This is a genomic window from Enterococcus sp. AZ071, from assembly GCF_050499065.1.
GTDB lineage: Bacteria > Bacillota > Bacilli > Lactobacillales > Enterococcaceae > Enterococcus_A > Enterococcus_A ferrettii.
In genome coordinates, this window is record NZ_JBIPAS010000002.1 from 191918 (window position 1) to 212541 (window position 20624).

The 20624-nt window shown below is 40.5% G+C and carries 19 protein-coding genes; 5 read left to right on the top strand and 14 right to left on the bottom strand.

What is annotated here, in order from left to right; genetic code table 11:
- Nucleotides 1–21: 21 nt before the first annotated feature.
- Nucleotides 22–348: a PTS fructose transporter subunit IIB gene (locus IGI49_RS19495; protein ID WP_207701782.1), complete on the bottom strand. Its 327-nt coding sequence runs from the start codon at nucleotides 346–348 to the stop codon at nucleotides 22–24.
- On the bottom strand, nucleotides 345–806 hold the full coding sequence (locus IGI49_RS19500; protein ID WP_207701783.1) for a PTS sugar transporter subunit IIA: 462 nt from the start codon (nucleotides 804–806) through the stop codon (nucleotides 345–347). Before IGI49_RS19500 ends, IGI49_RS19495 begins: the two co-directional genes overlap by 4 nt.
- Nucleotides 807–1027: 221 nt before the next feature.
- Between IGI49_RS19500 and IGI49_RS19505 the strand changes: the two genes are divergently transcribed.
- A complete protein-coding gene (locus tag IGI49_RS19505) occupies nucleotides 1028–2965 on the top strand; it encodes a BglG family transcription antiterminator (protein WP_429965904.1) in 1938 nt (645 codons plus the stop codon).
- Between the two features lie 872 nt (nucleotides 2966–3837).
- Entirely contained in the window at nucleotides 3838–4950 is a 1113-nt protein-coding gene (locus tag IGI49_RS19510) for a hypothetical protein (RefSeq protein WP_429965903.1), read from the top strand.
- 147 nt (nucleotides 4951–5097) lie between these two features.
- On the opposite strand, the gene IGI49_RS19515 is transcribed toward IGI49_RS19510, so the two are convergent.
- From IGI49_RS19515 to IGI49_RS19555, 9 genes are all read right to left on the bottom strand, one after another.
- The gene (locus IGI49_RS19515) at nucleotides 5098–5715 is read right to left on the bottom strand and encodes an ABC transporter permease (RefSeq protein ID WP_429965902.1); all 618 of its coding nucleotides are present in this window, start codon (nucleotides 5713–5715) and stop codon (nucleotides 5098–5100) included.
- Nucleotides 5712–6623 carry an osmoprotectant ABC transporter substrate-binding protein gene (locus IGI49_RS19520; RefSeq protein ID WP_429965901.1) on the bottom strand — a complete coding sequence of 304 codons (912 nt, stop codon included), beginning with the start codon at nucleotides 6621–6623 and terminating at the stop codon, nucleotides 5712–5714. Before IGI49_RS19520 ends, IGI49_RS19515 begins: the two co-directional genes overlap by 4 nt.
- A gap of 9 nt (nucleotides 6624–6632) precedes the next feature.
- Nucleotides 6633–7256 (bottom strand): ABC transporter permease, encoded by a 624-nt coding sequence (locus IGI49_RS19525; RefSeq protein WP_207701789.1) that lies wholly within the window; start codon nucleotides 7254–7256, stop codon nucleotides 6633–6635.
- 9 nt (nucleotides 7257–7265) lie between these two features.
- Nucleotides 7266–8378, bottom strand: coding sequence for an ABC transporter ATP-binding protein (locus IGI49_RS19530; protein WP_429965900.1), 1113 nt, complete (start codon nucleotides 8376–8378; stop codon nucleotides 7266–7268).
- A 133-nt stretch (nucleotides 8379–8511) separates the two neighbouring features.
- Entirely contained in the window at nucleotides 8512–9954 is a 1443-nt protein-coding gene (locus IGI49_RS19535) for an FGGY-family carbohydrate kinase (RefSeq protein ID WP_207701791.1), read from the bottom strand.
- Between the two features lie 46 nt (nucleotides 9955–10000).
- The gene (locus IGI49_RS19540; protein WP_429965899.1) at nucleotides 10001–10777 is read right to left on the bottom strand and encodes an SDR family oxidoreductase; all 777 of its coding nucleotides are present in this window, start codon (nucleotides 10775–10777) and stop codon (nucleotides 10001–10003) included.
- A 68-nt stretch (nucleotides 10778–10845) separates the two neighbouring features.
- A complete protein-coding gene (locus IGI49_RS19545) occupies nucleotides 10846–11772 on the bottom strand; it encodes an electron transfer flavoprotein subunit alpha/FixB family protein (RefSeq protein ID WP_207701793.1) in 927 nt (308 codons plus the stop codon).
- Nucleotides 11772–12560: an electron transfer flavoprotein subunit beta/FixA family protein gene (locus IGI49_RS19550; protein WP_429965898.1), complete on the bottom strand. Its 789-nt coding sequence runs from the start codon at nucleotides 12558–12560 to the stop codon at nucleotides 11772–11774. The genes IGI49_RS19545 and IGI49_RS19550 overlap by 1 nt, the downstream gene beginning before the upstream one ends.
- A gap of 69 nt (nucleotides 12561–12629) precedes the next feature.
- Nucleotides 12630–14117: an FAD-binding oxidoreductase gene (locus IGI49_RS19555; protein ID WP_207701795.1), complete on the bottom strand. Its 1488-nt coding sequence runs from the start codon at nucleotides 14115–14117 to the stop codon at nucleotides 12630–12632.
- A 208-nt stretch (nucleotides 14118–14325) separates the two neighbouring features.
- On the opposite strand from IGI49_RS19555, the gene IGI49_RS19560 reads away from it, so the two are divergent.
- From IGI49_RS19560 to IGI49_RS19570, 3 genes are all read left to right on the top strand, one after another.
- A complete protein-coding gene (locus tag IGI49_RS19560) occupies nucleotides 14326–15033 on the top strand; it encodes a MurR/RpiR family transcriptional regulator (protein WP_429965897.1) in 708 nt (235 codons plus the stop codon).
- Nucleotides 15034–15334: 301 nt separating this feature from the next.
- Complete coding sequence (locus IGI49_RS19565) at nucleotides 15335–16597, top strand: MFS transporter (protein WP_429965895.1); 1263 nt, start codon at nucleotides 15335–15337, stop codon at nucleotides 16595–16597.
- Nucleotides 16598–16762: 165 nt separating this feature from the next.
- Nucleotides 16763–17797 carry a hypothetical protein gene (locus IGI49_RS19570; RefSeq protein WP_429965894.1) on the top strand — a complete coding sequence of 345 codons (1035 nt, stop codon included), beginning with the start codon at nucleotides 16763–16765 and terminating at the stop codon, nucleotides 17795–17797.
- Between the two features lie 90 nt (nucleotides 17798–17887).
- Here the strand turns inward: IGI49_RS19570 and IGI49_RS19575 are convergent, their stop codons facing one another.
- The 3 genes from IGI49_RS19575 to arcA all read right to left on the bottom strand — a co-directional run bounded on the left by IGI49_RS19575 (nucleotide 17888) and on the right by arcA (nucleotide 20461).
- Nucleotides 17888–18562 (bottom strand): L,D-transpeptidase, encoded by a 675-nt coding sequence (locus tag IGI49_RS19575; RefSeq protein ID WP_429965892.1) that lies wholly within the window; start codon nucleotides 18560–18562, stop codon nucleotides 17888–17890.
- Nucleotides 18563–18690: 128 nt separating this feature from the next.
- A complete protein-coding gene (locus IGI49_RS19580) occupies nucleotides 18691–19218 on the bottom strand; it encodes an N-acetyltransferase family protein (protein WP_429965891.1) in 528 nt (175 codons plus the stop codon).
- 19 nt (nucleotides 19219–19237) lie between these two features.
- Nucleotides 19238–20461: an arginine deiminase gene (arcA, locus tag IGI49_RS19585; RefSeq protein WP_429965890.1), complete on the bottom strand. Its 1224-nt coding sequence runs from the start codon at nucleotides 20459–20461 to the stop codon at nucleotides 19238–19240.
- Between the last annotated feature and the right edge of the window lie 163 nt (nucleotides 20462–20624).

The following is a 20624-nucleotide window of genomic DNA, read 5'->3' on the forward strand; positions in this document are numbered from 1 at the left end:
GTATTCTCCTCCTGTTTATTGCTAGTTTGCGGCGCTTCTTTGCTGAACCGCTGCGACACATTTTTTTAAAACAGCTTCTGGTGCTTTAATGCAGGTATTAATGTTTACTCTTAGCTGTGGTTTTCCTTCAAAGCGATCTAGGCCTTCCACTTTTTGATCGGTTGCCAGCAAAACAAAATCTGCTTCATTGGCTTCCTTTTGACTAATTTTGTTGACTTGGCCTAAAGAACCTTGTTGTTCAATTTTTACATCGTAGCCTAATTTTACTCCGGCTTTTTCTAAAGCCTTAGCGGCCATTGGTGTGTGGGCCAAACCGGCAGGACATGCTGAGATTCCGACAATTTTCATACGATTTTCTCTCCAATCATTTCTTTACTAATACGTTGAGCCAAAAAGCTTTTATCCTGGTGCTGCTGAATATCCTCAATAAAAGTTTCTTCCATTAAAGCAGTTGCTAAACGGCTTAACATTTCTAAATGCAAGGTACCAGCTTCCTCTAATGGTACTAATAAGGCAAATACATGCTGAACGGCTGAATCATCGAATGTCTCCCAAGGCACTGATTGTTTCAATCGTGCATATAAAACAGTTGGGGTTAAAACATAAGCAGACTTGGCATGGGGAATCGCAAAGCCTGCTTGCAGACCAGTGGAAAATTGCTGCTCTCTCTCCATAAAGGCCGCACTGACTTTTTCGGTTTCTTCTACCACATTTAACTCTTTGGCATAATTGGCCAGAAGCATGAATAGTTCTTCCTGACTGTCGGCTGATACATCTAATAGTATATTTTTTTCGGTAAAGTTCATGTTGAACCTCCTTTCCGGTTGGTTATTACATGCTTAACTTTACGGGATCAAACCTTAGGTGTAAACACTTCCAATTTCCAACATAAGTGGAAATCAATTGATAAAACGCTTTCCAAGTTTGCTTCCACTTGTATTGGAAAATTGCTGGATACCTTAGATATTTCAATCGCTTTCAAATTACGGTATGATGACAATGAAGTAGTCAGTTTGGAGGTGATACCATGTCAAAGTTATCTTATCAACGCTTAGACGAATTGCTAGAACGTTTTATCCAACAACCAAATCCGACTCCTATGAAGGAGTTAACTGCAGCATTTGCGGTCTCAGATCGAACGATTCGTACCGACATTACTAATCTAAACGATACCCTGAAAAATGTGGGAGCTGTTGTCTCGTTGATTCGCGGCAAAGGGTACCTTTTAGCTGTTAACAATCAAGCTGTTTTTGAAGAATGGTGGAAGGAAAGCACCGATTCCGTGGAGACTAGTTTAGCTTCTACAGAAGAACGGCAGCATTATTTATTGTTTACTTTGTTTAAGGCTACTGAGCCGTTGAATTTAGATGCCTTTTTAGATCAGCTTTATGTCAGCAAGAATACCTTTTATTCCTATTTAAAGACAATTCGCGATCAGCTTTTGCCTTATGGCTTGAAAATTGTAAATCGGCCGAACATTGGTTTTGAGGTTGTGGGTAATGAATTTGCCAAGCGCCAAGCGATTAGTGACCTATTAATCGGTAAGGATTTGCAGGAATATTTAATTGGTTTTACCGAAACCGAGCTGGCCCTATTCGATAACATTGATTTGTCATTGCTGCAGGAGCTGGAGCTGGCTTATCTGACTCCTTTGGATTTGCTAGAATCGGATTATTATCACAAGAATATTTTGTCCCATTTCGCCTTAGCTCTAAGCCGCTTGATCGATGGAAAATCCATCTCCGAAATGCCGGTTAAAATACCTCAGTTGAAAAAGAACGCACAACAGTTGATGCAGCAATTTTTCACTAAGCTGGAGGAGACTTTTGAGAGTCAGTTGCCTCAGGAAGAACAAGATTATTTGATCTATTATCTGTCGGTGAATGCCCCTCGTTTTGTAGTAAGCGATCCGGCAATAATTCAGTCAGAATCGATAGCAGATGAAATTGTGGAGGACTTGCTGCAGGGAATTAAGCAAACGTCTAATTATGATTGGACTCAGGATGCGATCTTGATCAAAGATCTGACCTCGCATATTGAAGGCTTTATTCATATGAACAGCTTAGACGCAGGTCACAGCAATCCTTTGCTGGAAACAATTAAACAATCCTTTCCTCTCGCCTATGACCTATGCCTTACTCATCTGGAGTCCATTGGAACCGCTCACGGACTGTATTTTTCTGAGGATGAAATGGGGTACATTGCCCTGCATATTGCCGGAGCTTTAGAACGTAGCTCGATGCTGGAAAATCGTAAATACAAAGTGATTTTGGTTTGTGGTACTGGTCGCGCCATGAGCCGCATTATTGAAGCAAAAATCAATAAACGCTACCAGGACAAATTTGAGATTGTTGAGCGGCTTTCTTACGTAGAACTGCAGCAGCAGCCCTTAGCGACAATTGATTTTGTTATTACCACGATTCCTTTAGACCAGTTGGAAATACCTTTTATTTATATTCGTATGGGTCAGCTAGATAAGGACATTGAAAAAATCGATCAGTTTTTGACAGCCTTTGAAACCCAGACGTCCACTGTTATGGACTTATTTCAAGAGGATGCTTTTCACTTATTCGAGGGAGGAGTTACTAAAGAGGCTTTGCTAAAAACAATGTGTGTGTCATTAGAGGAAAAGGGATTAGTACCTGCAGAGTTTTATGCGAGTATTCTAGCTCGAGAAGCGATAAGCCAAACCAATATTAATCAGCTGATTGCTATCCCCCATCCAATGTCTCTGCTAGCAAATCACTCCCGATTATCAGTAGCAATCGTGCCTGATGGTGTGGATTGGGGCAATCAAGAAAAAGTTCAGTTTGTCTTTCTGTTTGCAATCACCAAAGAGGATTACGAAGACACCGGAGATATTTACAGTTTATTATTAGACTTCATGGCGCGCACAGATCTTCAACAGGCGATTTTATCTAATCCCAGCTTTGAAGCCTTCCTTGCACAATTTAAAGAACTCTAAAGTAAGAAGCCTAGGCTGTTTACTTTAGAGTTCTTGTCACTTTAATCCTCACTTTTAGTATAACGATAAAAGGAGCCGGCAGCTCCGGCAAGCGCCAAGCCAATAACCAAGATAGAAGCGTTGTTTCCTTTCCCTCCAGCTTGAACGTTCAGTTTCTTTTCAAAAATTCCTTGAGACAAAATTTGATTGGCAGTATCATGTGCACTTGCCAGAATTCCTACTATAAATTATTCCAAGTAACAGGATCAATACAAGTTTCTTCATTTGAGTTGCTCCTAACATTTAGGTATTGACTGATCAATCCACTGCTTCATCTATATTTTTTGAAACTTTTCTTGAAAGAAAAATTGTGCAAGTCCCACTCAACAACGATCCTTCTGAAATCTACACTCACGCTATTTTCGTTGTCTAATTGGAAAGAGCAACAAAAAAAGCAGCTTATCCGTAGAGATAATAAACCACTTTTCACAGTATTTCTCAATGATTTTGCTTCAATGTAGGAGTTTTCATCAACTGATTAAACAAATCTTCCATTTCCCGCACCACTCTGATTGCTTAACGACTATACTTTTTTCTAAGAGTCTGCATTTTTCATGACCCTCATCTCCTTTATAAAAAACGTCTTTAGATACCTAACTAAAGAAACAACTTAACCCTTATTCTATTTTAGGATTCTCCTTGTTAGAGCCCATGTAAGTGCCATTATCCATTGGCAGTAATTACTATTAAACAGCTGTAAAAAATTAGCATCGAAAAGCGCACGAATACTTAGCCGACTTTTGATGCTTTTTGCGTAAATTTGTTATCTACAATTCCACATCTAAATGATAAACTAGTGATAGGATTACTATTCATGAAAGAAGTGATACAAGGTGGAATTGCTTTATAAATATGATGTAAAACATTCTCAGTTGAAAAAGGAATTGATGCAGCAGGTAAACAATGGGGATAATCCTTTCAAAGTTGCTTTGTTTGCTGCTACACAGATCTTTCTGTCGATCGTTAACGATAAAAAATATATTGATGATGAAGAAGCAAGTGATTTTTATCATTTTTTATACAATATGACAAAAAATGAATTGTCTCCCAAAGCTAATTACGAAGGTGAAACAGCAGAATTTTTCGATTTATTAGTTGTGTATTATCTCTTAGTAGAGCATGTAGATATTATGCGCGATTTCCCTGATACTGTCTGCTGGGTACCTGGACTAACTCCAAGTCAACGAAGGATCATGCTAACCTGGCCTAAAACATTTGTATTAAGTTTGTTTGAAGTCAAGCAGCAGGGAGAAACCATCGTCTATAGAGATCTGAATACTAGAAAATTGCATGACATAGATTTACCGGCATCTAATATTCATTTAACTGTTGACGAAAATAAGCAAAATACTGTTTTGGCTCTCCTTGTCCCCATCGGAAAGACCTACCTGTCAACACAGCCTATTTTCTATCCGATTGATGACTTTACCTTTGCCGATATAAAGTGGATGGAAAGATATAAGGCGAAAGGATTTGAAGAGAGTTGCTTTTACGGTGATGATCTTTTATCCAGCTATTACAGGTATTCTAAACAGAAAAATCTTTGCATGAAAAATACTCAAGCAACTAGAAGTGAGCTGGAAGATCTCTCTTTTTATCCAGCCAACAGAGTCCTGCGGGAAACAGATCAAGTAATGGCGCAGCGTTTGTTGAAACAGCATGTCTTCTTCCATGAATTTGAGCATTATGCCCAGGCTGAAAAACTATTAACCAAGGTAATTAGTACTTTTCCGCAAATGTTTCATTCCTATGCCAATGCCCTTGACCTGACGGAAGCGTTGCGGCTTTTATTTGTTGGTGAAAAATTAACTGCCGAAGATTTGAGAGACAGCTCAGATGAAGTATCCATTTTCTGGTATACATTGATTTGCCAGAATTTAGAAGAAGATGTGCGAGCAATTGAGGCCTATATTGTACCTGAATTAACTGATAATCCTCCCTTCTGATAAAAAAAGTAAGCCCAAGCCTGTTGTGACCAAGGCTCGGGCTTTTTTTGTTGCTCTAGCAAAAAAGGAGTTAAGATCAGTTATCCCACTATGTCACAAAACGATTTAAAAAATCGTTCAAATTTTAGTTGGATTAGTCCTGACAGCTTATTTCATCAACCAGTTAAACAATCCTTCCATTCCTAACGCAATTATCACACAGAGGAATGCTCCGACAAAAATAATCGGCTCGCCGCCAGTAATATTGATTCCTCTAAGAATGATATCCCCTAACCCTCCGGCACCTACAAAGGAACCAATTGTGGTAATCCCCACTGAAATCACCAAAGCATTTCTAATTCCAGCTAAGATAACCGGGGCGGCCAGTGGAATCTTGATTAAGTACAAAACTTGTAACCGGCTCATGCCAATTCCCCTAGCGCTATCAATATAGACTGGATCAACATTATTCAGACCCACATAAGTATTGTTCACAATTGGCAGCAAGGAATACAAAACCACCGTTGCAATGACTGTATTTTTCCCCAATCCCATTAAAATAAGTAAAATTGTCAACATACCAATTGATGGAATCGTTTGAACAACATTAATCAAACCAATCACAAAAGAGGCTGCCTTTTTATTGTCCGACAGAAAGATCCCAATCGGAAAGCCAATTAAACAGGTCAGCACTACACCAACGATAGAAATATAGATATGACTGAGAAACTGGCTAATAATGTACGAGGAGTTATCACTCAGGTAATTCGTTAAATTCTGGATCATGGGTTGTCCTCCTCAAAATAGTTATTGGCTTCCAAAAATTGACGAGCTACCAAGGCCGGCTCTAAAAGCTGACTGTCGGATTCATCATTCATGCGCTGCATCGCTTCTGTATCAATCGTATTTTCTAGTCGCTCCAAAATTTCCTTCAGCTCAGGATTTTCCTTTAAGGCTTCATCAGAAACCACTAAGCTGCAGGTATACGGTGGGAAAAACTGTCGATCGTCCTCCAGCATGACTAACCCGTAACTACCTACTCGTCCATCAGTAGAATAGCCTAAAATGACATCTAGTTCCTTAGCAGCCAAAGCATCATACAACAAACCTACTTGCATCGGATAGACTCGTTTGAAACGTGTATCGTATTCCTCAGTGTAGGCTTTGTAGCCATCGCCCTCTCTTTTATACCAAGTTTGATCGGTACCTAAGCTGAATTGATCCGCATATTTTTGCAGATCACTCACCTTTGACAGTTGGTATTTTTCAGCCGTTTCCTTCGTTACCATAAAAGTAAACTGATTGGAAAAGCCATAGCTGGGAAACCAATCAAAGTTGTAGCGCTTTTGAAACTCCTCTTGAACAATTGTTAATGCCTTGTCAGGATCTTTTTCAATCGGCAAATTTAACGTTCCTACTAGGTCCGTTCCTGTATAACGTGTTGACGCAATATCCAAATCACCACGTTCCATTGCTGCCTGCATTAAGTTGGCGGAAGCCAGATTGTTCAGATAGACGACCTCTTTGTCCGTATAATGAGTCAAAAATTCCACGACAATATTCCCTAAAATTTGTGATTCCGAGGTCACACCGCCGCACACCGTGATTTTGTCCTTTCGGTTGGATAGATTGGAAAAAACAAACAGGCCAAACAGACAAATAAACAAAAGAAAGACACTTAATTTCTTTTTCATTTACACCCCTCACCCTCGATCCACGGTTAATTGACTTTCGACAAAACGCAAAACAGCATCTGTTCCCAATGCTAAAAACGTGATGGGAATGGTTCCCATCATAATTAAATCAATACGATACAAGGTTAGTCCGTTGAAAATGAAATCCCCTAAACCACCCGCTCCAATATAAGCAGCCAACGTCGTCCAAGAAATTACATATACTGCTGATACCTTAATCCCGGAAATAATCACGCTGGAGGCTAAGGGTAATTCGATTTGCAGCAGCCGCTGCCATTTCGACATTCCCATCCCCTTGGCTGCATCCAAATAGGTCGGATTAACCGACTGAATGCCAACATAAGTATTGCGCAAAATCGGCAGCAGCGAATATAGAAACAACGCTGCAATCGCCGGTACCTTACCGATTCCTAAGAAAGGCACCATAATCGACAGCAGAGCCAAAGACGGAATCGTCTGAAAAAAACCGACAATGCTAATAATCGTTTCTGATCCCTTTTTGATTCGTGTCAGCAAAGCACCTAGTGGCACTGCCACTAAGGTTCCTAAAAGAATAGCGCTGAAAGAGATATAAAAATGCTCCCACAATTTAAACAGGATTTCGACACCATATTGATTCCAAAAATTTTCCATTCTCTTCACCTACTTCAGCTTGTCGTAAATCAAAGACACCAAAGAAGATCGGGTCAAGATTCCTACAAGACAATTTTCGTCATCCACTACCGGCAGATACTTCAGCTCCATGTTAAACAAAGGTGCCACTACATCTGACAGCTTCTCGTTTTGATTGACACTGGCAGTTTCAGTCCGCATGATTTCATAAATGTTAGCAGCCTTATTAATATTGTGATCAACATCCTTTATGTCAATGAAACCTTTTAAGTGCTGTTCATCATCTACTACCAGCAAGGTATCCACTTTTTTATGCGTCATTTGACGAATTGCTTCGATGATCGATTTGCTTAAAGAGATAGCTGCTACCTGAGGCTTCATCAGATCAATTACTCGCAGTTCATTTTCCACGTATGTTTGCTTCTTACGTTTACCTAACAGCTCACCGACAAAAGAGTTAGCAGGGTTTTGGATAATATTATCAGCTGTATCGTATTGCACAACTTTTCCGTGATCCATAATGATGATTTTATCTGCCAGTTTGATCGCTTCTTCCATATCATGGGTGACAAAAACCACCGTTTTCTGCATTTCTTGCTGCAGTCGTTTAATCATCACCTGCAAAGCTTCTCGCGTGATGGGGTCTAATGCCCCAAAAGGTTCATCCATTAAAATAATATCCTGATCAGCTGCCAGCGCACGAATAACACCGATTCTTTGCTGTTGTCCACCAGAAAGATTCTTCGGTTTGCGTTCTAGGTAGTCTACGGGCAGCTCCACTCGTTCAATCAATTTTTCTGCAATCCCTTGCTTCTGACTTTCTGTCCATTTCAACAATTTTGGCACAATCATAATATTGTCGCGAATCGTCATATGAGGAAACAGTCCAATATTTTGAATCACATAACCGATCTTCCGTCGAAGCTCGTCCTCGTTTAGGCTGATGGTATCTTTGCCATTAATTTTGATGCTGCCGTTAGAGGGTTCCACCATCCGATTAATCATCCGCAGCAGGGTAGTTTTTCCGCTGCCGCTAGTACCAATCACGCAAATAAACTGATTGTCTTCAATTGTTAAGTTCAACGTCTCTACCGCTGCGGGTGCGCTCCCGTATTTTTTCTCTACCTCTATAAATTCAATCATCAAGCTGCCCCTTCCCGAACTGTATGTAAAAAAGCTTTTCGAACTAGTGAACAAGTTGGAAAAGCTTTTTTAAATGACAAAAAGGCTAAAGCCAAAATTGGCTGTTAGACCTTCTTGTCACATCTTTCTTTACTTATGCTTCTGGATGCAAAATAGCGAAGCTCTTTTCTAATACCTTATCGGTGTGAACTGTTAAGCCTTGATAAACCTCTTCATTTAATTGCTTATAGATCGCAACATTTTCAGGAATCGGCGTAAAGACGTCTTTCACCTTAACCATCTTTTCTACCGCTTCTTCATAAGAAGGATAAATGCCCAAGCCGACGGCCGCATTAATTGCCGCCCCAACACTGGCACTGCCATTTACTACATTACGCTTAATTGGCAGATTGAAAACATCGGCAAAAATTTGCATCAGTAAATCACTATTAGAGCCGCCGCCAGTTACAATGACCTCGTCAATGGTCTTTCCCAGCTCTTCCGTCATATTGGTAACATTGTTTTTCATAGTATAAGCAATGCCCTCTAAAATAGAACGATACATATAGCGGTAATCGTGATGGGCATTAAAGCCAATCATGACACCCCGTTTGTAAGGTTCCCAAGGATTCGCCAACCAATCCAATACAGTCATTAACCCATCGCTGCCGGCAGGAACATGTTGTGCCTGTTCATTCAGATATTCTTCCTCAGAAATCCCCTGATAATTGGAACGAATACTTATTTTTTCACCCAATAGATCTTTGAACCAGGAAACAGTCCACATTCCGCGACGGATACCGTAGCCCTCATAGGCATATTTACCCGGAATAGATGACATGATGCCCCAATAGTTCACTGGATTTTCTGGCATTTCGGTTCCAGTCACCATGCTGCTGATATAGGTTCCTAAAGAAACAAACGCGCTAGTGTCGCGAATCAAACCGGCACCTAAGCCTTCTACTGCTTTATCACTAGTTGTAGCAAACAGCGGCAATCCTTCAGGCAATCCAGTTTTTTTACTAGCTTCTTGAGTAATATGGCCTAGCACATCGCCAGGTTTTACCGGATCAAACAGCATGTCTCTTGGTAATTTATAGCTATCCAGCACTTCCGGATCAGTAGACCAATCCCAGTTGGCATAATCCACTGGCCATTGGCCAAAATGATTTCCAATATTATCCCTAAACTCTCCCGTTAGCTGATGAGTTAAATATCCGTTTGTTGAAGTTACATATTGAACCTCTGGATTATCCTGAACATGGGGTGTTGCTGTCCGTTTATCCATCCAGCTGATGATCGGCTGAGCCAATGATCCGTCTTTTTTCAACAGCACCCGGCAGCAGCGAATCGATCCCAACCCAATACCGACAATATTTTCTTTTCTAGCACCAAATTGTTCCATCGCTTTTTGCGAGGCCGCACATAACGAATCCCACAAATCGTCACCCGGATGCTCTACTACTACACCTTCAGCCAAATGCATTGGTCGCAGATTTTCTTTGCCTTCTCCAACCACATTTCCTTCGAGATCAAAAATGACGATCTTAGTACTTTGACTCCCGCCGTCAATCCCGACGATATATTTCTTTTCCATGAAGTTCTCCCTCACCCAATAAATTTTTGATGGCTATTTGACGTGATTAACGAACCAAGAATCCGCCATCGACTGTCATAATATGTCCATTCACGAAATGAGAGGCTTCAGATGCCAAAAAGATTGTCGCACCCATTAAATCGGCTACATCACCCCAACGTCCTTCAGGTGTATGGTCCACAATCCATTTGTTACGTTCTGGATCATCAATCGATGCTTGAGCTACTGCCGTTTTAAAGTAACCAGGTGCAATTCCATTCACTTGAATGTTGTATTGCGCTAACTCGTCGCAATATGCTTTGGTTAACCCAGCCAGACCATGTTTTGAAGCAGCGTAAGCCGGTGCCCATTGACCGCCTAAGAAAGAGAACAAGGAGCAAATGTTAATAATTTTACCGCTCTTTTGCGGAATCATAACCTTAGCGGCTTCATGACTCATGTCAAAGGCAGCAGTCAAATTGATGTTGATCGTTGGGTCCCATTTATCTCGGCCGTAGCTCAAGACATCATCACAAGGACAAATGCCCGCACAATTCACCAAAATATCGACTGAACCAAATTCTTTGACACAGGTATCAATAATCTCCTGCGGCACGCCATCTTTCGTAATATCCGCATGCATATAGAAGGTTTTCGCTCCACGATCCTGCAACGTTTGACTAAATTCTGCATCATCCGGCATAATTGACGGCATAAAAATATTCGCTCCCGCTTCAGCTAAAGCTAATGAAAAAGCTTGACCTAAGCCAGTATTTCCGCCGGTAACGATTGCATTTTTTCCTTTGATCGCAAACATACCCATGTTAAAGTCTTTAATTTCCATTTTTTTACCTTCTCTTCTTTATATTTTGAAGCTATCGCTCCAAGTTTCCTTTTTTTAAAATGTGCCAATTACTGATTTAATCGCGCAGTGAGCCGTTCCGCAAATTCCACCGCATCACCGATAACTGCGATAGTGGCTAAATAGTTCATCGGTGCTCCCTTGTCAGTGTTAACCGAAATAATATCTGTAACCTTTTTAAGACCTTCCACATGCTGCATTGAGCCATAAATACCTAAGGCTACATAAAGCTGAGGACTCACCGTTTTTCCAGATTGCCCCACTTGGATTTCCCGTGGGGCGCGATTTTGCTCCACCAGCGGCTTGGAAACAGCCACGGCTCCTTTTAGCTGGCGGGCTAATTCAGTGAGTTGATTTACCTCGGCAGTATAGCCTGCTCCCGCTGAGACTAATACCTTGGCCTCACGAATATCTTGAGTTTTTTCTGACACGTCAACCGAAAGTACCTCGATTGACGACGCTTTCAATTCCTTCACAGGAAAATGAATCTGTTCCGGAATCTTTGAGGATTCCTTTGTATGGAACACGTTAGGATGAACACTAGCCATAATCGGCGTCGAAGTACAAAGAATACTTGCTAATATATTGCCGGAAAATGCCGGTCGAATCAGCTTGCGCCCTTTTTCATCTACTTCAATAGCAGTAATATCTGCCACAAGTCCAGCCTTTAATCGCATCGCCAATCTCGGTGCCACCATTCGGCCAAAATCTGTTGCCAGCACAATGACACTATCAAATTGCCAGTGCTGCTGAACCTGTTCTAAGATGTCCGTAATGACACGACTGTCTCGGCTTTGAATCGACGGATCGTCCACACAAATCAGTGAATCGAAGCCATTGATTGCCTTGTTTTCCAGATTAATTCCTAAGCCGTAAACGGCCAATTCCTCTTCACCAGCCAAACGTTTGGCCGCTTCTATCAAATCAACGGAGTAATCAATGGCCTCGTTATCAACTAGAATGAGTGCTTTAAACATTACAAGTACCCCTTTTCTTTTAGAAATTGGACCACCGTTTCAATTCCGTCGTCATCTACAGACACTTGCTGAGTCATTTCTTTTGTTCGTTTGGCCACAACATTTTTGATTACTTTAGTTGGCGAACCTTTGCGACCAATTGCATCAAGAGACAGCTGCAGGTCTTCGTTTGTTACTAGAGAGAATTGAGCATCGACATTTTTATCAATGTTTTCATATCTAACGAAGCCTAAACGCAGATTCATTTGATGTGTTACGCTTAATACACAGGGAGCTGGAATTTTTAAGCGGAAAATTCGTTCCTCCTGCTTTGCTTTTACAATCGTATAGCCATTCGTCCACTCTTCAAGTCCAATAATGTTGGAATATTGATCAACCGCTAACAGCTCGGCCACCTGAGGACCAATGTGTCCCGTTCCTCCATCTAACGTGTGAGTACCGGTAAGAATCAGATCGTAATTCTGCTGCGATAAATAGCTGGCTAAAATGACACTGGTTGCCAGTGAATCGCTGCCAGCGAACTGTCTGTCGCTTATCAAAGCGGCACGGTCAGCCCCTAATCGAATCAGATCCTTTAACTCCTTTTCAACCTTGGACGGCCCCATCGAAACAATCTCTATTTCAATCGAAGGATCTTGCTTCTTTCTTTGCAGCGCCCAGGCTATTGCATTCCGATCATCAGGATTTAAAATCAGTTTAGATTTCTCCCGGTTAATTTTGTCCGTCTTGTAGTCATATTCAAATTGATCGGTATCGGGAACATATTTAATGAGACAAATAATTTTCATCGTAACCGCTTCCTAACCTTTGGAAAAGTTCCTTCAAGAACAACAGTACATCCTTGAAGGAAAATGTAACTATTTTTGATATTTGTAGCCTTCTTGCACAGGATAAATGTTGCCGTAGTTCATGATACCTTTTGGATCAAAAGCTTCTTTTAAAGTTTCCAGCATATAATAAGCTGATTGATGCTCCTGTTTAGTCCACTCATTACGGTACTTGCCGATTCCGTGATGGTGACACATTGAGCCTCCCAATTTCAGCGTTTCCTCTACGATAATTGCTTGTATTGGATGATGATAAATACGCATTTCATCTTCCGGTTCGCAATTAATGTCGTAGTTATAAACAAAGTACATGTTGGTTCCGTTAATATAACTGTGTGAAGAATGGCCACCCAACATCGTCAAATCCTTCGCCCGTGGATACTCATTACGAATCCGATCAATCACATTGTTATAGATCTTAGTGATGGTTTCCCAATCAGCTGAAACTTCTGTTGTGTAGCCATCGTGCTTGTCATTGTCAATCATGCCTTGAACTTCGTCGTCAATGGTTTGCTGGGTCCAGTTTAATTGGTTAAACCAGTTAGCAATCAGCTGACTGTCTACCTGCTTGTAAACCCCATCCTTGAATTTTTCAACCGCTTCTTCGATTCCTTTACCTGTTGCCTCAACGATGCCTTCTGGTCCTTCTGCCATGAAAATCAATACACATTTATCTTCATAGAAGTGATAGAAATGCTGCCGAGCATCCTCTGGTGAATATGTCCGAGCAACAGATGGTCGGTACCCGTTGGTAATAACTTCCCGCAATACTTTAATCCCAGTTTCTACATCATTCACTAAATAACCGAAGAATTTGTTGTTGTCTGGGTAATGTTTGAAAATTTTTACAGTCACCTCTGTGATATAGCATAAGGTCCCTTCATTTCCGATGACAATATGACGAATATCTGGTCCGCCGGCACGACGAGAAACGTTTTTAATGCGAGAAATATGGCCATTTGGGAAAACACATTCCAAGCCAACTACCATATCTTCAATTCCGCCATATAAAGTCGAGAATTGACCAATCGAACGGGTTGATACTAAACCACCATATTGAGCAACTGGTTTTGATTGTGGTGAATGACCCGTGGTATAGCCAATTTTTCTTAATTCATCTTCTAAATCCTGCAGTCTTACGCCAGCTTCTACTGTTGCCTGCATATTATATGGATCGATTTTAATAATCTTATTCATCTTGGAGCCATCAATGACTAAGGCTAAATCCTTCCAGTTTTCCAAACCGCCCTCGGTTGCAGTTTTACCACTGCGTGGAATAACATTGATGCCATTTTCGTTGGCATACATCAAAAGCTCTTTAACTTCCTCTGCATTTTTAGGATAAACAACCGCAGTCGGTATTGGATTATCTAATACTCGTTTCGCCTTCGCGTACTTGCGGTAGCGATCGGAGGATGCATCATACAATGCCTCATAATCAGTTACCACTTGGTCTTCAGAAACAATTTTCTTTACATCTGCAACAATAGCTTCTTTTACTAATGTATCGGAATTCATTTAACTAGCTCCATTCATTATTTTTTCGGAAGCGCTTTTCCTATGACTTAGTATAGAGAGGTCACATCATTTTTACATTAAAATTTAATTATATTTTCCTTAAAAAGACTCTAATAATGACTTATTATGGAAAATTTTCCATTTTATTGCCTTGAGATGACTTTTTGTGCTATGCTGACCTTGTACATAACAGTAGGTGGTGAGGAAAATGCGTTTGCAATTGGATCGCTTAAATGAGCTGGAAACTCAAATTCATCAAAAACTCAGTGATATTAGTCAGGAGCGTCCCTCTATGACTATTACCGAGGCTGCGGAGGCAACAGGTGTTTCGCCTTCAAAAATTTCTAAGTTTGTTAAAAAGATCGGTTTCTCAGGCTATAAAGAATACTTCCGTTTCCTAACTGGGAAAGAATTAGTTAAGAAGAAAAAATTGAATTCTGAATTTGCTCGAATCCAAGACTTCATGGAAAATTTTGATGCTGAAACGGTCAGCTACTTAGCTGAGCAAATTAAGACGCACGACAAGATTATTCTCTTTGGTTATGGGCCGACTAGTATTTGTATGGAGTATTTTGGGTATAAATTAACCTATATCATTGATAAAAATGTGATTCAAGCGACCCAATCTTCTATGATACCCAGCCTGTTAACCGAAAATTCCCTGCTGCTGGTTTTCACAGTCGCTGGAAAATTTGCTCAATTTGATCATTTGTTTGAAGAAGCTAAGCGGCATCATACAAAAGCCTTACTGATTATTGAGGAATTTAATGCCAGCCTGAACTTAGATCAGCAGGAGATTATTTATCTAACGAAATCCCATCAGGATGAGCAGCTCAATTCTCATGAAAAAACCCGAACGGTTCTGATGATGTTTATAGAAGAGGTTATTCGTGAATTAAGTAAACAAAAGGACTGATCATTTTTGTTGATCCGTTCTTTTTTTTTGGAAACTATTCAACAATAAGAATTATTTTAGTCCTTTATCCCTATGGAAAATTACCGTGATAATTTCCAATTACAGAGCTATTTACACCGTTTTAATGAGATTATGATTAAAATTTGATAGCTGTTTTATTATAATAAAAGCGTTGACACCTCAAAAGAAAGCATTTACACTGAATCTGTTACTAGAGAGGATAGAGAGCTCGAGAATTAAGCTTGGTGTTAAGCGGCGTCGGCTTAGTTCAGAAAAACACTTAATGGGGGTTTCTTTATCTATGAACAAAACATTTGTGAAAAAATATGGCACTCTGTTACTCTTAGCGGCTGGTGCCGGGATTATTTTCCAGCTGCCTTATATCCGCGAGACGTTTTACGTACCAATTCAAAAAGCAATGAACCTAACTAATGCTCAAATGGGTATGCTGTCTTCCGGTTATGCGACTATGGCAACATTCTCTTATTTTGTGGGAGGCATTGTTGCAGATAAGTTCTCAGCTCGAAAGCTTTTGACGGTTTCTTTTTTGGCCACTGGCGTTTTAGGAATTTGGTTTTCTACCTTCCCTTCTTTTAACACAGCCCGGCTGATATTTGTTCTGATGGGAATTTCCACGATTATTACTTATTGGTCTGCCATGATTAAAGCTACTCGGATGTTGGGAGACTCTTCAGAGCAGGGGCGTTTGTTCGGCTTGCAGGAAGGGCTGCGGGGAATTTTAAATGCCTTGCTGGTTTTCGGTATGACTGCTGTTTACGGCATGTTCGCTAACGATATCTTAGGAACTGCTTGGGCGATTCGTACTTGTGCAATTGTAGTTATCATTATTGGAATCTTAAACTGGTTTATTATTGAAGATACCGATCAGGCAGAGAATACTGAATCCTTAAAAGAAGTCATCGTAGGAACCTTTAAGCAATTAGCGATTCCTCGAGTGTGGCTGCTGGTAGCTATCGTATTCTTCGGATACAGCTTGTATGGGATTTTCGGATATATCAACACTTTGGCGATTAATGTTTACGGACTGTCCGTTTCTGGTGGCGCTACATTGGGAGGACTTCGTTATGTAATTCAAGCCTTCGGTGGTATTATTGGCGGGTTTATTGCTGACAAAATCGGCTCTCGTTTGAAGGTAATTATTGGTGGTGCAGTACTGACAGCTATGTCTTATGGATTATTTTTAGTGCTTCCTGCTGAATCAGGTCTATTGACGATTGTCTTGGGAAATTTCGTAGCAGGTATGTTCTTTATCTACTTAATTCGCAGCCAATACTTTGCAATTATTGATGATGCTGGGATTCCTTTGTCACGAACTGGACGGGTATCTGGAATCGTTTCTTGTTTGGGCTATATGCCAGATATTTTTATGTATACCATGATCGGCGGCTGGTTAGACAATAACGCTGGGAAAACCGGTTTTAACATGATGTTTATTTACGCAATTGTGATGGCAGTTGGTTGTGTGGTTACTTGTCTGATTCTTTCTAAAGTTATTAAAAAGGATAAAGTTCCTGAAGAAACTACTTCAAAAGTAGTCTCCTAACTTGTTCAGGAAACTTAATCATAAGGCCAACACGCTCTTCTATGGGGAGAGAACGGTTGGTCTTTTTTATTTCCGCTGTTTTCACGCTGAACGTATTTTTTCTGCGAACATTTAATGATAAACTGGTACTATACAGTCTTTGCATCACGAAAGGATGGTCATCAGGTGAAACCAATCAACAGCAATGATTTGAAAAAAGAAGTTCGTGAACTGATAGCTGGCGGTGAAGACCCTTACTCAGTTGCACTTTTCGGCATTACCACCAAGTACCTGCTGGAATCGCAAACTAAGATTGATTTTGGCTTTTTTGAATTGCTAGATGAAGTCGATGTGATTGCTGGATCTCCTTCCAGTTTCGAAGGAGATGAAGGGCCTTACTTAGAATTATTGGCCTTCTACTATTTGATTGCTAGAAATACACTGACTTTTTCTCAAGGTGTTAACTGGATGACACATCTGAGTCCTGATCAAAGACAGGTAATTCTAAGCTGGCCGAAAAACTATGTCTTAAGTGTTTTTGATTTAATTATTAAGGATGACTTGGTGCTGCATAAAGATCTAAAAACCGGGAAAGAATACCTTATGGATTATTCTCCAGAAGATATCGGCTTACCTGAAGACAAACTAAACATTCGACTGTTAACCATTATCGTACCAACGGAAAAAAACTATCTATCTGCCATGCCCATTTTCTTACCCCTGGATGATCTCTCCTTAGCCAAGATTAAACGGTCTCCTAGCAAACAGGAGTACGAGTTGGCCTTGCTGATAGAGTGTTCCAACTTTTTAGATGCTCAAGCCGAAGACAACTGGGAAAACGAAGAATTTTTACCTGAAGATGTCGGCTTTTATCCAGCGAATCGGAAATTTGGAGAATCAGACAAAGACTTCGCAAGACGTTTGCTGCTGCAAAGTAAATTTTTCCAGGATTTCCCTTACCATACCCATGCTGAAGCATTGATGATCAAAGTCGTGCAAACTTTTCCACAGCTCTTTTTCAGCACCTCCAATGCTCATGCATTACTAGAGGCTGTCGAAATACTGTTTACCAAAGCTAAATTCAACAAAATGGACTTCGAATTGATGTCCGATGAGTTAGCCTTTTTCTGGTGTTTGCTGATTAAAGAACACTTACCCCGAGAAGTAGAAGCTTTAGCACCTTATTTAGTACCTGATAAATTTGATGACCAACCTTTTTAAATATGAACTAAAAAAAGACTGGAGTGCTTAATTTACTAAGCCTCCAGTCTTAAAAAAAAGCACCCAACCCTTTGGATTGAGTACTTTCCATTATTCTCTTACCACTACCCGCATCCCCACCGGTACTGTATCATAAATCCATTTCGCATCTGGAACAGACAAACGAATACAGCCGTGAGAGGTAGGTCGTACCCCTAAAGCCTCAGCTTCACTCTCAATATAATTCCCATTTTCATCAATTGGCACTGTGTGGAACAAATACACACCATGATCGCGCCAAGAAACCCAATAATTGGCTCCTTCACCTGAACCCGGATTATAAAAGGTTTCGCCTTTCTCCGTTTCAATCGTAAACTCACCTAAGGGTGTTGCAGACTCACCAGGTAAACCAGTTGAACAATTCATGGTATAAAGCACGTCATTTCCGCGCTTAAAATAAACCTTTTGGTCGTTGATAGAAACGTCGATCCAATCATCCGGTCCCAATTCTGGATAAGGCTTAGCTTCGGAAGGCTCATTTAGCTTGCTTTTCGCCGGGTGCTGTTCTTCCGTCGAAGCCGTTATTTCTGTTGTCGTCGATGACGTTTTTGTTCTGGACGTCTTACCGCTAGTCTCATTAAAAATTTCACTGAGGGAAATTGTACTAATAGAAACCGATCCAGAAGCTGCTATTTTATCATCCGCTTGTATAGTTTTAGCAAAATAAACAGCCACTGGAATAAACAGCATAATCAGAACACTCATTAAGCCAGCAAATTTTCTCAAACGAATTCTCCTTTCCGTAGAAAAGAATCAATCACTTACCCAAATGATCTTGTTCATTATACATGAGTCAGCTTTACAATAGGATTACAGTTTATTTATGATTTAGTACAATTTAAGATGAAAGGGAATTAATCAGCCAAGACTAATTCAAAAAAGACACAAGCATCGGTTCCCTCCCCTTGCCAAGAAGGCAGGTCACCGGCTCCGCAATAGCGATAGCCCAATTTTTTGTACAGCTGCTGTGCTGGATGATTCGCCGCAAAGGTATCCAAACGAATTGCCTGACAATTTTGCTCCTTCGCCAAATGCTCAGCATAGTTCAATAATTGACGGGCAATCCCTTGATTTCTGTAGTTTGGACTGGTCATCAAGGTATGCACAATGACTATCTGCTCGGCTGGTAACTGCGGATTTTGCCAAGCGATTTCTGCATATTCCTCATCTACATCATGGTTTAGAATGACCGATCCAACCACCCTGCCATCCAAAACAGCCAAATGCATCGTTTGTTCCTCAATTGCCTTTTCAGCCGTATCTATCGATGGATAGACTCCTGGAATCCAACTAGTAATCTCAAACTCTATCGTTGGAACCACCTCTGCATAAAAAGTTTGAATAGCTGATAAATCAGCTGCTTTTGCCTTGCGAATCATCATTTTTGTTCGTCTCCTTCATTTAAAGTTTGTCCCGTACAAACGGCATACTCATACATCGAGGCCCACCACGGCCACGAACCAGCTCACTGCCCGGAATACGATGAAGCGTCACTCCGGCTGCTTCCAGCTTTTGATTGGTCATTGGATTTCGATCGTAAACAATCACTTCACCAGGGGCAATTGCTAACGTATTGGACCCATCATTCCACTGTTCCCTAGCCGCTGCGGTGAAATCCCCGCCACCACAACGAATAAATTCCACCGCTGATAAATCTAAATAACGGCATAAGATCTGTTCTAATGATTCTGTCTCTTCAACAATCTCAGGATCCCCTTGCTTCTTAGCAATCGAGTATACTACTAAATGCTCTTCAATCTCAGGATGAATTGTAAATTTATCATAATCGACCATGGTAAAAACCGTGTCTAAATGCATAAATTTCCGTTCTTCTCCAATATTAAAAGCTAAAATATGCTGAAAGCTTGCTTCACTGGCAAAAATATTGCGCGCAATTTTTTCAATTGAACTGACATCTGTTCGTTGGGAAATGCCAATTGCTAATACCTGAGGGGACAGTACTAAAATATCTCCGCCTTCAATCCGTGTATCAAAATCACGATTGTAAAGTAAGTTGATTGATTCTTTACTAAACATAGGATGATGCTGAAAAATATATTTTCCGTATAGAGTTTCTCGGCGACGGGTTTTAGCATACATCTTGTTTAATGACGCGCTTTTGCCGATAATAGCAAAGGAATCACGGCTAAAATAAAGATTGGGCATGGGATCGATATAAAAAGGATAATTGTCCTCCACCATATCTGAGAGATTCAAATTTTTACTGATAGAAAGCTGCTTCTTATGCAAGCCTGCCATAGTTTGATCAATAAAATCTCGGGTATCCTTGATTGCTAAAAAGAAATCTTCAATCTCTTTACGAGTTTCCTTACCGGTAACATAAGCTTCATCTAGGTACTCCGCTAAAAATTGTTGTTTTAAACTATCTGTGTGTAACGCTTCTGCAGCCAAATCTTCTAAATACAATACATCGATTCCTTGCTCTCGCAATGTATCCGCAAAGAAATCATGCTCTTTTCTGGCCTGCTCCAAAAATGGAATATCATCAAACAAAAGCTGCTCTAAATAATCTGGCAGTAAATTTTCTAACTCTTTTCCAGGCCGATGAAGCATCACTTGCTGCAATTTTCCTATTTCGGAAAAATTATTTAAGGCATTCGCCATATCCATGACCTCCCTTAGCTATCATGCTACCAAACCCTACTCTCTTTCACAACGCATAAAGCTTTTAGTTGAGTAATAATATCCTGAATTCATCCAATTAAGGAGAGGATTCGAAAGAAATAGTGGGCTATTTCTGAACAATTTTCGGTTTCAGATGAAAAAA

Bases quoted from the DNA above. Each gene is read 5' to 3' on its own strand.
- IGI49_RS19505 (WP_429965904.1), top strand. From the start codon at position 1,028: ATGTCAAAGTTATCTTATCAACGCTTAGACGAATTGCTAGAACGTTTT.
- IGI49_RS19525 (WP_207701789.1), bottom strand. From the start codon at position 7,256: ATGGAAAATTTTTGGAATCAATATGGTGTCGAAATCCTGTTTAAATTG.
- IGI49_RS19530 (WP_429965900.1), bottom strand. From the start codon at position 8,378: ATGATTGAATTTATAGAGGTAGAGAAAAAATACGGGAGCGCACCCGCA.
- IGI49_RS19540 (WP_429965899.1), bottom strand. From the start codon at position 10,777: ATGGAAATTAAAGACTTTAACATGGGTATGTTTGCGATCAAAGGAAAA.
- arcA (WP_429965890.1), bottom strand. From the start codon at position 20,461: ATGGCGAATGCCTTAAATAATTTTTCCGAAATAGGAAAATTGCAGCAA.
- IGI49_RS19535 (WP_207701791.1), bottom strand. From the start codon at position 9,954: ATGGAAAAGAAATATATCGTCGGGATTGACGGCGGGAGTCAAAGTACT.
- IGI49_RS19580 (WP_429965891.1), bottom strand. From the start codon at position 19,218: ATGATGATTCGCAAGGCAAAAGCAGCTGATTTATCAGCTATTCAAACT.
- IGI49_RS19550 (WP_429965898.1), bottom strand. From the start codon at position 12,560: ATGAAAATTATTTGTCTCATTAAATATGTTCCCGATACCGATCAATTT.
- IGI49_RS19500 (WP_207701783.1), bottom strand. From the start codon at position 806: ATGAACTTTACCGAAAAAAATATACTATTAGATGTATCAGCCGACAGT.
- IGI49_RS19560 (WP_429965897.1), top strand. From the start codon at position 14,326: ATGCGTTTGCAATTGGATCGCTTAAATGAGCTGGAAACTCAAATTCAT.
- IGI49_RS19515 (WP_429965902.1), bottom strand. From the start codon at position 5,715: ATGATCCAGAATTTAACGAATTACCTGAGTGATAACTCCTCGTACATT.
- IGI49_RS19565 (WP_429965895.1), top strand. From the start codon at position 15,335: ATGAACAAAACATTTGTGAAAAAATATGGCACTCTGTTACTCTTAGCG.
- IGI49_RS19495 (WP_207701782.1), bottom strand. From the start codon at position 348: ATGAAAATTGTCGGAATCTCAGCATGTCCTGCCGGTTTGGCCCACACA.
- IGI49_RS19545 (WP_207701793.1), bottom strand. From the start codon at position 11,772: ATGTTTAAAGCACTCATTCTAGTTGATAACGAGGCCATTGATTACTCC.
- IGI49_RS19555 (WP_207701795.1), bottom strand. From the start codon at position 14,117: ATGAATTCCGATACATTAGTAAAAGAAGCTATTGTTGCAGATGTAAAG.
- IGI49_RS19520 (WP_429965901.1), bottom strand. From the start codon at position 6,623: ATGAAAAAGAAATTAAGTGTCTTTCTTTTGTTTATTTGTCTGTTTGGC.